Here is a 13784-nt window from a genome sequence, read left to right on the forward strand (position 1 = left end):
CTTATAAGGAATCGCTATGTTGAAAAATATATTATTATCATTAATCGTGTTATGTAGTTTTGTTGTTGCTGAAAATGCAAATATTGCCGAAAGAGCAAGCTCTTTAGAGTTTTTGGGCAAGTGGGTTGTGCAGGGCAACGATAAAGACGTAACACAATTGAAACAAGATGACCAATTACTTCAATACAATGGCTTTGCTGATTTTCCAGCAGGTTCTGGACACCATGTTGCGGATAGCAAAACTTTTGCACGTATTGTTGTATCTTCAGAGTGTGGCTATGCGCTACCTAGTGGATCTGATTATGCAAAACATCCTATTTCTGAAGTAGCAGCAGGAAACATATTGCAAAAGAATGCTCCAGAAGCACATACTATGGTTGTCGTTGGAGTAAATGGGGAGGAAGTTACCGTTATTCATACTGGCTGGGGAGCAACTCATTGTGTATCGCGCAATGTTTTTTCAAAATCATTTCTAAAAGACAATGGTTTTAAAGTGTTCAAACCAGGTATTGACGAGGTAGAAAACGATGTTGAGCCTGTTGTGGAAAAACAACCGCAGCAAGCAGAAACAAGAGTACTTGGCACATATCGCGTTGTTGTAACAGGAACGCAAAATTATTACCCGATTAGCCAAGGAACCATTGTTAGTCACAGTGGACCAGGTGGAAAAATTGTTGTCAACGAAACAAGAAGTGTTTCCAACAAGGTTTCAGTAAACGTTGGTGTTAAAGCTGAAATCATTAGCGCTTCCGTTGGTTTTGACGTAACAAATTCATTCTCTAGATCTCTTTCATATTGGAGAGATGTTACACCTGGAAAATATGGTTATGTAGATCTTACATATAAGTATACGGTGAAAAATTTCGACGTATATTACAAACCATTTATTGGTAGTGAAAAGCGTGTTGGTTCAGGAAAAGCATATCGCTGGCAAGCTTTGCAATTTAACTATCGCGAGTCCAATAACTAACATTTCTTTTAAATCCGTTAGATTTTCTAACGGATTTTCCATTCCTTAATCCGCGTTTAAAACCCTCTGTTTTCGTATCTTCTTCACCAAATTACGTACTTGGTGATAAGAGTCATTTTGTAATTCACCAAGAAGTTCTTCATCATAATATCCCGAGCGGACAAGAGCGTCCAGTGTATATAGTCGCAATCTATTATTTTCATGGCGAATGTTTTTCATGAAAGCCGTGTGTATTTGTGGGGAACGTTTCATCTTTTTTACCATAAAAAGTTTGGTTGCCAAACGACGCATGGTTTTTGAGGTGTCCTGTAAACTTCTTACAATAATCGGTTCGAGATTTTCGGCATTAAAATCAACGAGTATTTGTAGTGCGGAGCACCGGACTTGGTATTTTTTGTCGTTGATAAAGGGACGAACTAGGGGCAAAAGTGGACCTATATCATCCAGTTGTTGTAAGATATTGAGAATTTCTATCTTTGTGTTGCGATTGCCTGAAATCCACATATTGTGAATGGTTGGTAGAGCTTTTTCTCCCATGGCAGATAATGCCGCTTGGGCTGTTTTTTTCTGGCGAGAGTTTTGTAAAAAAATTTGCGCTAATATCGCCACTGCTTTGTGGGAAACGGCAACTTTACCAAGAGCCAGCAAACAAAACTCCTGTATTTTGTCATCCTTATGATTGTCTAATATGTTGAGCAAAATTTTCTCGTATTCTAGAGATCTTTCGAGATGTTGAAATACCATGAGCTGTTCTAATAAGGCAATACGTTCCTTTTCTTTTTTGACTACCTCTATAAATGTATTTAGTAGTTTTGATTTTTTTTCCTCTAGGCCCAAAAAACTCACGATGGATAGTTGACGTACACGACTGTTTTTATCGGAGAGTAGTTTTTCTATTGTGGTAAAAGCTTTGGCATGCCCTAACGTTTGTGCTGCATAAAGTGCAACTCTCGGGTCTTCGTCATAGATACACGTCGTGATGTTTTTCAGCGCCGCACTGATGTCCATTTGTTTTGCAAGTTGTCCAAGACAGAACAGCAGTCTGTTTTTGAGTTGCATATCTTCTACCTCTAACAAGCGTCTACTTAAAAACGGAATAGTTTGCGGTGGTAGATATCTACTAGAGGCAATTGCAAGTGCCGCTTCGCCACATACTTGAGGGTCTTCGCTTTGCAAATAAGGAATAATATAGGGACGCACTAAACGAAAAAGCCTCATACGCGACATCGTGCGGATGGTCACGGCTTGTAATTGAGGGTTTGCACTTTTTTGTAAATTTTGCAGCAAAATGGGTAAAGAGCTGTACGCCATGTCACCAATTTGTTGAATAGTTTTTGTTGCTTGTATGGCAATGGCGGTATTTTCGTGCTGTAAGAGCTTTAATATGATGGACAAAGCAGGTAGCCCTTGGTCGCGCATGTTTCCTATGACCTCTAATGCCGCTAAACGCTGTTTATCGTTACCTTTGTACAATACATCTAATAGGCTTTTGAGTGCCGGACGATTGATTTGATTGAGTACCTTTAGTACTTTTTTACGAACTTCTGGAACATTTTCATGAAGTCGCGCGATAAGTATTTTGATGACTTGCGGATGTGATTGAGTTTCTCGTGAGGCTTGTTTTAACGCCGAAATCGCTTGGTCGCGCACTTGAGGATCATTGTGGTGAAGGCGGTATTCTAGAACTTTTAAAAAAATGTAATGACGAAAATAAATGCCTAAAAGGCCCGCGAAAATCGCAATGCAACATATGTATACATATACCTTGGAAAATTTTGTGGTCGGTGTAGGTGTTTTTACCAACGTTTTTACTGGTGACTGTTGATGCGGAAAATGTTGTATATTTTGATCTATAGGAAAGTGTATTGATTGCGGCTCTTCCACTTGTAAAATGTGTTGATTTTGTGGCTCAGATTTTTGTTCTACTTTTGTTTGTGTGCTTTGGGGAGGAATCTCTATATTTTGGAATTGCATTAAAAATTGTTGTTGCACAGGAAATTTTAACATTTTTTGCATGGATTTGGGATTTTTGACATAGACGGTCTGATCATCTAAAATGCATTGTGAACACTTGATATTCTCCACCGAAGCTATTTGACCGCTACAATGGAAAAATGAAATTTTATCTAAGAAACTACCATCAAGTTTGAGCTTTTTGCAACAGACTTGTGTAAAATGGCAACCTCGTAAGTCACTGTTTGTTAACTGCGCATGTGTCAAGTTACTATTGCGAAATTGAACTTGTAGGAAATGACAATCCGTAATAGTTGTTTTGATCATTGTACAATGATCGAAGGTCGCATGGTAGGCATAACAGCCTCGAAAAAAGCTGTTGTTAAGGTTACAGTTTGTAAATACCGTACCTTTAAGATAGCACTTATCAAATGTTGCTCCATGTAAATTCGCAGAAGATAGGTCCAAATATGACAAGTTGCCAGAGGATAAATCTATAGATTCCTTTGGATTTTGTTTGCGCCACATATTCCATTGTATGTTACAATTGTTTTGTTGAGAAGACTCCACTAGAATTTGAATATGCTTTGGGTTAGCCAATATAATTCTCCGCAGCGAAAGGTTGAAAATTGGAAGATGTGAAAAAAAAACGTTGGAAAAAATTTCTCATATATATCGTTGTGTTTTTACTTTCTTTGCTAGGGGTTTCGTTTGTTCTATTTTGTACTCTAATCGCAAATCCTTTTGAAGGAGTCTATGAACAAAATTTAGCGTCCTTAGTACCTGTAGAAAGTGATAGTATAACATATATACATGACGCAAAACAATTGTGGAATGACATTCAACAAACTTTTCCCATGGAAACTTTAGAAAAGACCATGGCTTTTCGCCAATTTTTGAGAACTAGAGAATATAAGCAACTCAACCGATTGTGGAAGGATTTGCTGAAACAACAAAAACAAGCGGGATTTGAGTTTTTGCATGAAGAGTATTTGTGGAAGATTGTAAAAGGTGAAATGGCAACTTCGATGAGGTTGCGAGACAACAAACCACAGTTTTTAGGTATCATACGCATTGATTTTTTAGTACGTATTGCAGAAGGGGCAGCTCCTTATTTTGTCTCCGAAGAAATGGCGAAAAAGCACCATGTCGACCTTAACTCTACTATTAAAAAAGTTCGTTTAGACACAAAAAATAACCTATTTTTTGCGATGCAAAACGATGTTCTTTTTGTTTCTAACGATGAAAATTACTTACAAGAAAGTTGGCGTTTAGCGACAAGTAAAAGCTCTTCGATTCTTTCAAAATCCAAGACGCTCAAAAATCGTGTGGAAAAGAAAAACTTTCCGATACTTATGTATGTACAAGATGAAGTATTAAAAAAGCATATAAATCAGTTCGCACGCCAACTAAGACCACTTGTGGAAGTGAAGAGTTTAGGTGGAACTCTTCTGTCCTTAAAATTACAACCACATATTACGATCCAAGGTATTACAGAACTTGATTCCGTGTCGTCATATCACCAAAAGCTGTACCAAATTTCTGCACAGCAGTTTGCGGGCAAGATGTTGCCTAAAAAAACGAACCTGAAAGTACAGATTCCCATCAGTATTGATGTCTGGTGGTATATTTATCAACAAATACCACGGCAAATGCGTCGCGAACTCGATCGTAGTATAAGCATCCTCAATAAATCTCACAAAACAACTAAATTTATAGAAGAGTATATATTCAAACACATCGATAAACAAATCATTGTCGTTTCCGCTCCCATTGATTATGTCAAACAAGACATTGATGTCTTGGACCCATATCCATCAGTGTGTTTCATCGTTCCCTCTCCCACAGCGAGTGATTTTTACAATTATTTAAAAGAAATGTTAGAACGCGAAGTCGCAAAAACCAAAGGCAAAGTAAAAGTTGCGGAAGAGAAATATGGCAATCACACTTTTTTGCGCATAGATATAGGTGGTTTTGATATTACAGGAGGAGCTATACAACCGGTTTTGACTACTTTCGGAAATAATGTCGTATTTAGTAGCCACGCTTCCTTCTTGCGCGACCTTGTTGATGTGCAAGACAAAATAGCCCCTACTTGGCATGAAAGTAGTTTATACAAGTTTGACAAGAGTGCGCAACTTCTTTCCCCAACCATTAAGGTAGATATTGCCGGTAAAGGTGTGATTAAATACATTGAAGACTTTCAGGAATTATGGGCAGAAGAAATAGCTCTGACATTGTTTAACCGCAATCCTCGCGGACAAAAAATGGAACACATTAAAGCGCGACTACTTCGGGGGTGGAGAAGAAATCTCAACTATGCAAAGTCTTTTGATGTCCAGGCTGTTGTTGAAATTGAACCTTCCCCTGATGAAATACTGTGGAATGTGGCTTGTGATATAGACTTTATTTATTAGTCATTACTGCCTTTCCAGCAGCATAACTTTGGTGCCATAAATGACATCCATAATAAAATTAGTGCGTAATGAACGAAACGAATCATATCGGTTCGTGGAAAAAATTCTTTGCCGCAAAAGTACAGTAATAAAGTACCAATAATAGAAACGGCAATACGCAGTATATTGTTGGATTTTGATGTGGCAAGCGTAAAATTCAGGTATTGGGCAGCAAGGTAACAGCCAATAATGGTTCCTACCAATCCACCGAGAGCAGGAACGAGTAATTCGGTGTGAAAAAATTGTACGCTTATCATTGCAGCAACAACAAAAAATATGGCGGTTGTTTTGTGATATTGTTGCCAAAAATTTTGCGAGGCAAAGTATAGCGCCAAACACACAAGCCCCATAAACCAACCACTCAGAACATCGGTAGGATAATGTACACCTAAGTAAGTACGTGAAATACCAATGAACAACATGAGTGCCAGACACAAAATGGTAAAGCGTTTATTGCGAACATAGTAGGCTAAATATCCCCAAAATACAACGGCTATCTGCGAATGACCACTGGGAAATGAATAACCTTCTGCAGCAAATAACTGTAGGTGAGGATTTAATACAAAAGGACGTGGACGCAGAAAAATTTCTTTGAGAACGGTGTTTACCAGTACGGTGAACAGCAATAAAAACGTGAAATGAATAGAAAATCGTCTTGGGGCAATTACCCAACTAACAGAAAGAAAGACCAAGAAAAAATATACCTCTCCTAAAGAGGTCATGGCTTTATTAAAATACAAAATAGGCGCAGAGTCGAAACTTTGTAAAGCTTGTATAAATTTGATTTCCCAAGGCATCGCGATTCCTTTTTATTTTATTCAGAAGTTGCAATTTATGTGTTTAAGATTTAATATATTATATATATTTGATCTATATAAATATACCCTAATTGCTAATGCGTTTCACCAATTTAGATGAATATATTTGAGTGTCATCGATGTAAATTTATAAAGGTTGATTATGAATAATTATGATGCTTTTCATTGTCAGATAGACATATCGCGAAATTTACCAAATAGCATAACAGAACAAGACACTTTGCATAATAGTTTGAATTTGTTTTTTGGAAGTACTCCTACATCTTTTATCACAATTGGGAGTTCCAAGAAATCATCTATTGTGGTCGAAGGAATAAATACAAAGCATTGTGTATTTAATTTTCAACACGACTCAGCTGTGATCACTGCTTATGATGAGATTATCCTGAATACCAATAAAGGTGAAGTTTGTCTGGAAAAGGGTGATATTTATACGCTTGAGTTTAGCAAAAACAAGATTATCGAGGCACATACCCTTCTTGAGTGGGGATTAGAAATACGTCCTTATACAGTGATTAATATTACCATCACCAGTGAAGAAGGCTTGGCAAAAAAAGGCATGGAGCACTATTTAGAGACAAAGTATGAATTTGCCAAGAAAATTTTTGAAAGCGAACGTTACCTAATTTATCGTGTAAGTAAAGACTCTGTGGTAAAAATACTGCATCCATATCATAAAGAAGAGCAATTACAAGTGATGGAGTTTTTTAATGTAGCGAAAAGAGTTGCAGAGATAGAGTGTGATATACTACGTAATATTAAAAGTTTTGATGAAAAACTTCCCCATGCTGAAATCGAATTTTTTCAAGGTGAAACGCTACAAAATTATTTAGCAAAAAAAGGTAAACTGTCATACAAAGAAGCGCGGATGGTGTTTGCGAAAATTATTGAACTTTTGCAGACCACAGAAAAATACGACTATGTCTGTAAAAATCTTAATTTAGATAACATCCTTTGTGGTCGCGAGAAGCAAGTTAAGTTTACCGGATGGAATATGACGCTTGTAGGAGCAATGCCTAGTTCGCGACATGCATTGTACCTTGCACCTGAATATATTCGCGGAGAAAAACCAACACCTTTGGCTGACGTCTATTCCGCGGGAATTATCTTTTATCGTATGGTAACCGGACGTTTTCCTTTTGTTTCCTCTGAAGAATATGAAAAGCGTGTTTTAAATAACAAGCCCATTACCAAAGATGAATTGCAGACGGGATCGGCGTACGTTACTCCGCAAATGGCAGGTATACTAGAAAAAATGCTATCTTTTTCACCACAAGACCGTCCTGGTTTTTATGTAATCCAAAATTGGATAGAACAGGCCAATGATTTTGCGTTATGGGAAAGTGTTCTCAATGTGGATAAGACCGAATTATTTTTCGGTGTGCAAGTGGTGTCGTCCCCGAAAAAAGAGATAGAAGGACAAATGTGCCCCATTCTTGATAACCAAAGTTTCATCATCGGTCGCCAGGCCAATATCAATATACCAGGAGATACGCGCATGTCGCGTAAACACACCAAGATTATTCTAGAAGATGGAGTTTGCACTCTAGAAGATCTTGGAAGTAGCAATGGCACAAAGATTTTAGGCGACAAGATAAATAAATGTCAAATTGACAGTGGGGTGACATTTACCATTGGTCAAACAACACTGGCATTTTGGAATTTTAAACAACTACAACTTCAGCGTAAGCGACTGATGAATCCTCGACCATCTAAAATAAGTGGTTGGCACGATTTGAGTTCTATCGTGAAAAAAAGACAAAATTAATTTTTGTTTATCTCTAAAAGCTAAATTAAGTTTAGTCCACGACAAGCCGCGAATTTTTTTCGCCATTTGGAGTAGAAATTGTCGCGGCTTTTGGATCTAAAATCCATCTTCCATCGACTACGATTTTGTAAGGGTATGTACCCGTTAGTAGTCGTGTTTGTAGTACGAAACGGTCATTTTGTTTTTCAAATTGTAATGTTGGTTGCCAATTATTGAATTCCCCTGCCAAATATACTTCGCTTGCCTCACCAAAAAATTCCAGAGTAATCTTCTTTTTTTTGCGTAGCGAGTTGCGAAAATTTTCGATGTCGAGAGCAATCTGTTTTGCATAGTTACTAAACATCAAACTATGGCCACTACCGCTAAAAAGAATGCATTTTTTCTGCTCACTACCACAATGACGCATGGCGATCTGGGCATCTTCATACGGTACACTGTTATCATCGATATCATGGAAAATTAACGTGGGAATTTGAATTTCGCTCATTTTTGACATTAAATGGGTTTTTAATTCATTAAGGACGCGAATCCAGGGATGGTCTATGTCGCGGCAACTAAGAGCACCGCTAATAGAAACGATCATGTCTGGTGGATTATCTAAAACTCCTGCAAGAAGTGCTAGAGTTCCTCCCATACTCGACCCCACTACGATACAAAAATTTTCTTGTTTGTTTACGTCTTCTATGCATTGTTGTACTTGAGTGATGAGCTCTTGTGATGTCGCCGTAGGGTATTCCCCCCCTAATCCATGTCCTTTTAACAAAGGAGATACGATTCCGTATTGAAGTTTGGCAAGTTCTGTTGCCAGCAATTCATTGTTAATGGGACTGGCATGTGATCCGTGTAGTAAGATCACTGTTCCACGTTTTCCAGGTGCTGTAAGCCATCCTTGATCTTCATCAAATTTGACATTTTCTTGTGTGTTGTATGTTTTTTGCATATAAAATCTTTCTCCACTTGGAAATTTTATATTAAAGTTGTAAACTTTTGTATGTTTATACGACAAAATATAAACAATGAACAAAATATTCAGGGGGTATACCCTCTATTATAATCACAAAGAGGTAGAATGGTAAAATAACTCTACCAATACCAATCTATATAGGAGTGGAACATGTCAAAGACCATTATTCTTTTAATGAGTTTGTGTGTAGCTGTTACTTGTTTTGCCAATGAAGTCGCCACGGAAGGCGCTGAAATTGGTAAATGGACAATGGATGTTGATGCCGCGTACAAACTTGCAGAAGAAAACAAACTTCCCATTCTCATGAATTTTACTGGTTCTGACTGGTGTTACTGGTGTAAATTAATGGATAAAAATGTTTTCGCTGACGCCGAATGGCAAAAATATGCGCAAAAAAGTTTAGTACTTGTCACCGTTGATTTTCCAAGTAATCCAAAAATTGTTCCTGAAAAATACAAAGAACGTAATAAAGGATTAGCGAAACAATTCGCTGTAAGAGGCTATCCTACTTATATTTTACTAGATAGCAAGAAAAAACAAATTGCACAGTTAGGGGCCGGTAAAGAGAAGACAGCAGCGAGTTTTCGCAATGAAATACTTGCGGCAATCAACCTATCTCCTGAAGGAATTGCCAAAACCTTGGCTAAATTGGAAAATGCACAAAAAGCAGAATATGAGGCTCTTATCGAAAAGCGCAAGAAAATCATCAAAGATCTTGAAGCATGGATTATGACAAGGCCAGAAAGAAACGAAGAAAACCTCGCCAAATACAACAAATTTATTAGCGATATTACCGCTGTTGAAGAAGAGCTACAAAAATACTGGTAGGTCCGTGTCATTTCCACGTGAGCGCATGACTGTCAAGTTCAGAGTAAAAGATTCCTAGTAAAGACTTAAAAATTCATGTCATTCCCGCGTAAGCGGGAAACTAGCAATATAAAATTGACTTTTAAACGCTCGATCCCTGCTTTTGCAGGGATGACCCTTACGCAATAGCAAGCTGTAGTTTTATTTAAATCAAACTACTTTAAACCTACATACCAAGTTTCTTTTCATACTTTTTCTTGCGTGTTACATAGATAGTACTCTTAATTTCTTTGGTGAACGCTCCGTGAAATTGTCTTGAGTCCAAGTCACCATCTTCAATGAGGTTGCGAATTTTTTCGCGATCAGGAGAAGCAAACTCTTCTATTTTTTCCTGGAGTATATTTTCAAGCTCCCGTCGACGTTTTTTTATCTTTTGGATATCCAGAGCCAATACTTTTGGATAATCATCTTGTAAACGTTCGCGTAAAACGTCTTCATCGTATTTTACTACTACCTTTTCTTTGCGCGATATGCGCACATCAAAGTCGCTCATACTCACCATGATTTGATCGCGTTGCACTCCCTTTAAATAACTTTCGATTTTTTGACGTAATAGGGCTTTTTGTTGGGCAAGATGTTTTTCTTGGTTTTGAATTTCGAGATATTTTTGCAATGCGATATCGAACTCTTCCTCATCCATATCATTTCCTCAAAAATTTATTAGTGAACCGGTGTTTGCTGTAGAATTATATCATACGAATCGACAAAATGGTAATGGGGGTTTGCTCTAATTTTCTCTATAATACTTGTGTATTTTTTGCATATATCTTTTGTCGAGCCGCACTGCTATTTTAAAATTTGTTTGTGCTTTGTCTTTTTGTTTCATTAGAGCATATGTTATTCCGCGATAGTAGTACGCCGCGGCGTAATCAGGCTTTATTCTTAGGGCGGCATTGAATTGTTGTAGCGATTTGTTGAAGAGTCTTTTTTGGGCATACAAAGCACCTAGTTTTACATAAATTTTCAGAGCTTTGTCATTGAGCTGTAATACTTGGTGAAAGTCGCGAATTGCATTGTCGCGCATTCCATTTCGATAATACGCAGCAGCTCTACAGGAATAAACGCGGTAAAGTAGAGGATGTGCGTCGCCTTTTTCGATCATTGTGTTTGCGTGTTGTATGGCTTGTGTATACTTTCCTGTATTGTGTAAATTTTCTAAATGTTCGAGACTCTTTGTAAATGTTGTATTTTGCGTTTTCTTGTCGGTAGGTTGCGAAGAAAAAGGTATATAGTAAACGAATATGGCTGTCAAAACAATGAGAGTACAAATGATTATATACATTGCTCTACGGGGATTGGTGCGGCTTGTTAGTAAGTTATTGCTGTGATTGTATAGGTTTTGTATATTGTTTATCTGCCGCGCATTGCACAGCGCAAAATACAGTTTGTTAATGTCGATGCGCTGAGTGGGATTTTTTTGCATGGCGAGTTGTAGGAAGTTACCGACGGTTTTGTGCTGTAAGTTGTTTTTATCGGTATATATCGAAAAACACGGTAATGTTTCTTTGAGTATACGATGCATGGTTTGGGAAAAGTTTTTACCTTTGAAGGGAGACCCCGGTAACCATGCGAAAAATTGATAGAAGAGTATCGCCAAAGAAAATACATCAATTTTGTTAGAGTCTTTATGGGAAAATTGCTCTGGACTCATATAAGAGATCGTACCGACAACTTTGCCAGCGGAAGTCAAAGAGTCCATATCCCTCATTTGCGACTTGGCGATTCCCATATCGAGTATTTTCGGAACATAGTTTTCTGTGAGTATGATATTATCAGGTTTTAAATCGCGATGTACAATTCCCCGGTTGTTGAGAAATTTAACACCATCGCAAATTTGAATAGCAATTTCCAATTGTTGCGAAAAAAGAATAGAGCGTGGATGCTCAAAAATAAGATCTCCGAGAGTGATACCTCTAATGTACTCCAGAACTAAATAGTAACGGTTTTCGATTCTAAAAAGATCGTAGGCTTTTACAATATTTTTGTGTTGGTTTTGTGATAAGAATTGGTATTCTCTTTTAAAGCGCTCGACGTTTTTGTCATTTTTCGTGGACAATGTACACTGCTTAATTGCCACCAAACGATTGTTACTCTTGTCAAGAGCACGACAGACAACACCCATCGAGCCTTCTCCGAGTTTTTCTAATACTTGGTAACGATTATTGAGCATGTTGACTCTCACTAAAAACACTTACATTGTTGGTCAGACGGTGTTTGTAAAGTACAAGATACCAGAATTTTGTTAACATAATACACAATTTTTCAAAAATTAAAAGGGCACAGTATGGATAATTCATTTGCCACACTTGAAAATATCGAAAAATTCGTACAAAGATTTAACGACGGGACTTTAAGGGAAGAGGAGTGGACACACCAAGCACATTTTGTTGTGGCGTTGTGGTATGTGCTGCAAAATCCATTCGAAAAAGTTTTACCATTACTCCGTGAAGCAATAAAAAAAAATAACGTTGCTTTAGGTATTCCTAATAATAACGAGCGTGGTTACCATGAAACCATAACGCGATTTTATTTACTAAAAATCGCTGAATATGTCACAAAAAATACCTTGGATACTTTGTGTGCCCAAGCATTTTTGCAGTTGCTATCGTCCGAAATCGTCGACAAAAAGTATCCTTTGCTTTATTATTCGCGAGAGCTGCTATTTTCTGTTGAGGCAAGAAAAGAATGGTGTCAACCTGACTTGCGGCCGTTGAATGAATTATGTCTATAGCATTTCGCTAAAAAACTCTTGTAGAGACGGGAAGCGGCTCACTTCATGACGAAAACGCTTACGGTCTTTGTGTTTACGTCGTTGGAAACCAATGTACCCATAAAACTTCGTTGAATCGAGGTCAATGAGCATTGGCTTGTGGTTGTGGATGAGTATGTTGGTACACTTACAGTCTCCGTGAACAATATAATGCTTGTCGAAAAGAGCAAAAATATTTTTGACGTGTTGTGCTGTTTCGATGAGTCGCTCTTTCTCATGAGGCGTGTCAAAGTATTGGTATAAAAACTGACTTTCTACATACTCCGTAATTAAATACGCTCCATAAAATAAACCATGTTTGTATTCACTGATATGACCTAGAGGTAAGGGAGTTGGAATTCCATACTCTTTAAATTTTAAGGCGGAATGCCAACATTTTATCGCGCGATTTTGGCGTCCTGAGTGCCTTAGAGAGTGCCAAAAGTTTTTATATTTATACTTCTTTATTAAGATTTGCCGATGGTTGTGGTTTGCGCGCACCACTTCCGTGGTGTTCCCTTTTTTGATCATGACACCGTCCGCAAAAATTTTTTTCAATTCTCCTAGCCAATCGTCTGAAGAAAAAAAGTTCTTTTGAATGACGATTTTAACGTTTTTTTCGCGGCGCTTTTCGTACGGCAGATCCATTGTGCAATTCTTTCTAGTCTAAAGTCTGATGTAAGTGTATTTAGCATAAGATATTATGATGGATAAATCAATGATCTAATGGAAATGCCGTATATTTTGTGCGCGTCGTCGTTTTACTCCCCCGATTTTTTGTGCAATTCGCTGTATTTTATATCACTGTTTTCTCCTGTTCCTCCCGGAATACCATCGGCCCCAAAACACACGATTTCGAATTTACCATTTTTTTTTGTATAAGAATACTCATAACCCCATGGATCTATAGGTATAGCGTCGATAAATGTATCACCACTTTTGTTGGGGATTGTCAATGTTTTGAGGGCGTTGGGGTATACACCTTGTTTCATTTTGTACAGTTTGAGTACATTGCCCCATTCTTTGAGTTGGGTTTTCGCGGCGGTTGTTCTTTTTTGTGCGTGGTAGTGCATAGGAAAGATTTCTTGCAAAATCAGAGTAAATAATGCAATTGTGGACACAATGATGATGGGAATAATGATGAAATCAAATTTTTTCATAAAAACCTCGCCTTCCATAAATGGGTTGTTTTATAGAAGACGAGCGAGGTTTGAAAATGTTTATCTCAAAGAGAGAGAT

General features: G+C 37.7%; 12 protein-coding genes. 5 read left to right on the forward strand and 7 right to left on the reverse strand.

Annotated elements, in window-relative coordinates; translation table 11 throughout:
- Window positions 1-16 precede the first annotated feature (16 nt).
- A complete protein-coding gene (locus UABAM_RS00400) occupies window positions 17-970 on the forward strand; it encodes a hypothetical protein (RefSeq protein WP_151966010.1) in 954 nt (317 codons plus the stop codon).
- Between the two features lie 45 nt (window positions 971-1015).
- Here the strand turns inward: UABAM_RS00400 and UABAM_RS00405 are convergent, their stop codons facing one another.
- Window positions 1016-3523, reverse strand: coding sequence for a HEAT repeat domain-containing protein (locus UABAM_RS00405; RefSeq protein ID WP_151966011.1), 2508 nt, complete (start codon window positions 3521-3523; stop codon window positions 1016-1018).
- A 29-nt stretch (window positions 3524-3552) separates the two neighbouring features.
- Here UABAM_RS00405 and UABAM_RS00410 point away from each other — a divergent pair, with 29 nt between their 5' ends.
- The gene (locus UABAM_RS00410) at window positions 3553-5340 is read left to right on the forward strand and encodes a hypothetical protein (RefSeq protein WP_151966012.1); all 1788 of its coding nucleotides are present in this window, start codon (window positions 3553-3555) and stop codon (window positions 5338-5340) included.
- Here the strand turns inward: UABAM_RS00410 and UABAM_RS00415 are convergent.
- A complete protein-coding gene (locus tag UABAM_RS00415; RefSeq protein WP_151966013.1) occupies window positions 5337-6176 on the reverse strand; it encodes a phosphatase PAP2 family protein in 840 nt (279 codons plus the stop codon). The genes UABAM_RS00410 and UABAM_RS00415 overlap by 4 nt on opposite strands.
- A gap of 163 nt (window positions 6177-6339) precedes the next feature.
- Between UABAM_RS00415 and UABAM_RS00420 the strand changes: the two genes are divergently transcribed.
- Window positions 6340-7965, forward strand: coding sequence for a protein kinase domain-containing protein (locus tag UABAM_RS00420; RefSeq protein ID WP_151966014.1), 1626 nt, complete (start codon window positions 6340-6342; stop codon window positions 7963-7965).
- Window positions 7966-7996: 31 nt separating this feature from the next.
- Here the strand turns inward: UABAM_RS00420 and UABAM_RS00425 are convergent, their stop codons facing one another.
- Window positions 7997-8905 carry an alpha/beta fold hydrolase gene (locus UABAM_RS00425; protein ID WP_151966015.1) on the reverse strand — a complete coding sequence of 303 codons (909 nt, stop codon included), beginning with the start codon at window positions 8903-8905 and terminating at the stop codon, window positions 7997-7999.
- Window positions 8906-9079: 174 nt separating this feature from the next.
- Between UABAM_RS00425 and UABAM_RS00430 the strand changes: the two genes are divergently transcribed.
- A complete protein-coding gene (locus UABAM_RS00430; RefSeq protein ID WP_151966016.1) occupies window positions 9080-9757 on the forward strand; it encodes a thioredoxin family protein in 678 nt (225 codons plus the stop codon).
- Window positions 9758-9962: 205 nt separating this feature from the next.
- On the opposite strand, the gene UABAM_RS00435 is transcribed toward UABAM_RS00430, so the two are convergent.
- Together UABAM_RS00435 and UABAM_RS00440 are read right to left on the reverse strand one after the other, a co-directional pair.
- On the reverse strand, window positions 9963-10436 hold the full coding sequence (locus UABAM_RS00435; RefSeq protein ID WP_151966017.1) for a hypothetical protein: 474 nt from the start codon (window positions 10434-10436) through the stop codon (window positions 9963-9965).
- Window positions 10437-10523: 87 nt separating this feature from the next.
- Complete coding sequence (locus tag UABAM_RS00440; RefSeq protein WP_151966018.1) at window positions 10524-11978, reverse strand: protein kinase domain-containing protein; 1455 nt, start codon at window positions 11976-11978, stop codon at window positions 10524-10526.
- 102 nt (window positions 11979-12080) lie between these two features.
- Here UABAM_RS00440 and UABAM_RS00445 point away from each other — a divergent pair, with 102 nt between their 5' ends.
- Window positions 12081-12527 carry a hypothetical protein gene (locus tag UABAM_RS00445; protein ID WP_151966019.1) on the forward strand — a complete coding sequence of 149 codons (447 nt, stop codon included), beginning with the start codon at window positions 12081-12083 and terminating at the stop codon, window positions 12525-12527.
- On the opposite strand, the gene UABAM_RS00450 is transcribed toward UABAM_RS00445, so the two are convergent.
- On the reverse strand, window positions 12522-13193 hold the full coding sequence (locus UABAM_RS00450) for a lipopolysaccharide kinase InaA family protein (protein ID WP_151966020.1): 672 nt from the start codon (window positions 13191-13193) through the stop codon (window positions 12522-12524). The genes UABAM_RS00445 and UABAM_RS00450 overlap by 6 nt on opposite strands.
- 113 nt (window positions 13194-13306) lie before the next feature.
- The gene (locus tag UABAM_RS00455) at window positions 13307-13705 is read right to left on the reverse strand and encodes a type II secretion system protein GspG (protein WP_173013050.1); all 399 of its coding nucleotides are present in this window, start codon (window positions 13703-13705) and stop codon (window positions 13307-13309) included.
- Window positions 13706-13784: the final 79 nt, after the last annotated feature.

The organism is Candidatus Uabimicrobium amorphum (assembly GCF_009002475.1).
Lineage (GTDB): Bacteria > Planctomycetota > Uabimicrobiia > Uabimicrobiales > Uabimicrobiaceae > Uabimicrobium > Uabimicrobium amorphum.

Bases quoted from the DNA above. Each gene is read 5' to 3' on its own strand.
- UABAM_RS00415 (WP_151966013.1), bottom strand. From the start codon at position 6,176: ATGCCTTGGGAAATCAAATTTATACAAGCTTTACAAAGTTTCGACTCT.
- UABAM_RS00430 (WP_151966016.1), top strand. From the start codon at position 9,080: ATGTCAAAGACCATTATTCTTTTAATGAGTTTGTGTGTAGCTGTTACT.
- UABAM_RS00445 (WP_151966019.1), top strand. From the start codon at position 12,081: ATGGATAATTCATTTGCCACACTTGAAAATATCGAAAAATTCGTACAA.
- UABAM_RS00435 (WP_151966017.1), bottom strand. From the start codon at position 10,436: ATGGATGAGGAAGAGTTCGATATCGCATTGCAAAAATATCTCGAAATT.
- UABAM_RS00455 (WP_173013050.1), bottom strand. From the start codon at position 13,705: ATGAAAAAATTTGATTTCATCATTATTCCCATCATCATTGTGTCCACA.
- UABAM_RS00450 (WP_151966020.1), bottom strand. From the start codon at position 13,193: ATGGATCTGCCGTACGAAAAGCGCCGCGAAAAAAACGTTAAAATCGTC.
- UABAM_RS00400 (WP_151966010.1), top strand. From the start codon at position 17: ATGTTGAAAAATATATTATTATCATTAATCGTGTTATGTAGTTTTGTT.
- UABAM_RS00420 (WP_151966014.1), top strand. From the start codon at position 6,340: ATGAATAATTATGATGCTTTTCATTGTCAGATAGACATATCGCGAAAT.
- UABAM_RS00425 (WP_151966015.1), bottom strand. From the start codon at position 8,905: ATGCAAAAAACATACAACACACAAGAAAATGTCAAATTTGATGAAGAT.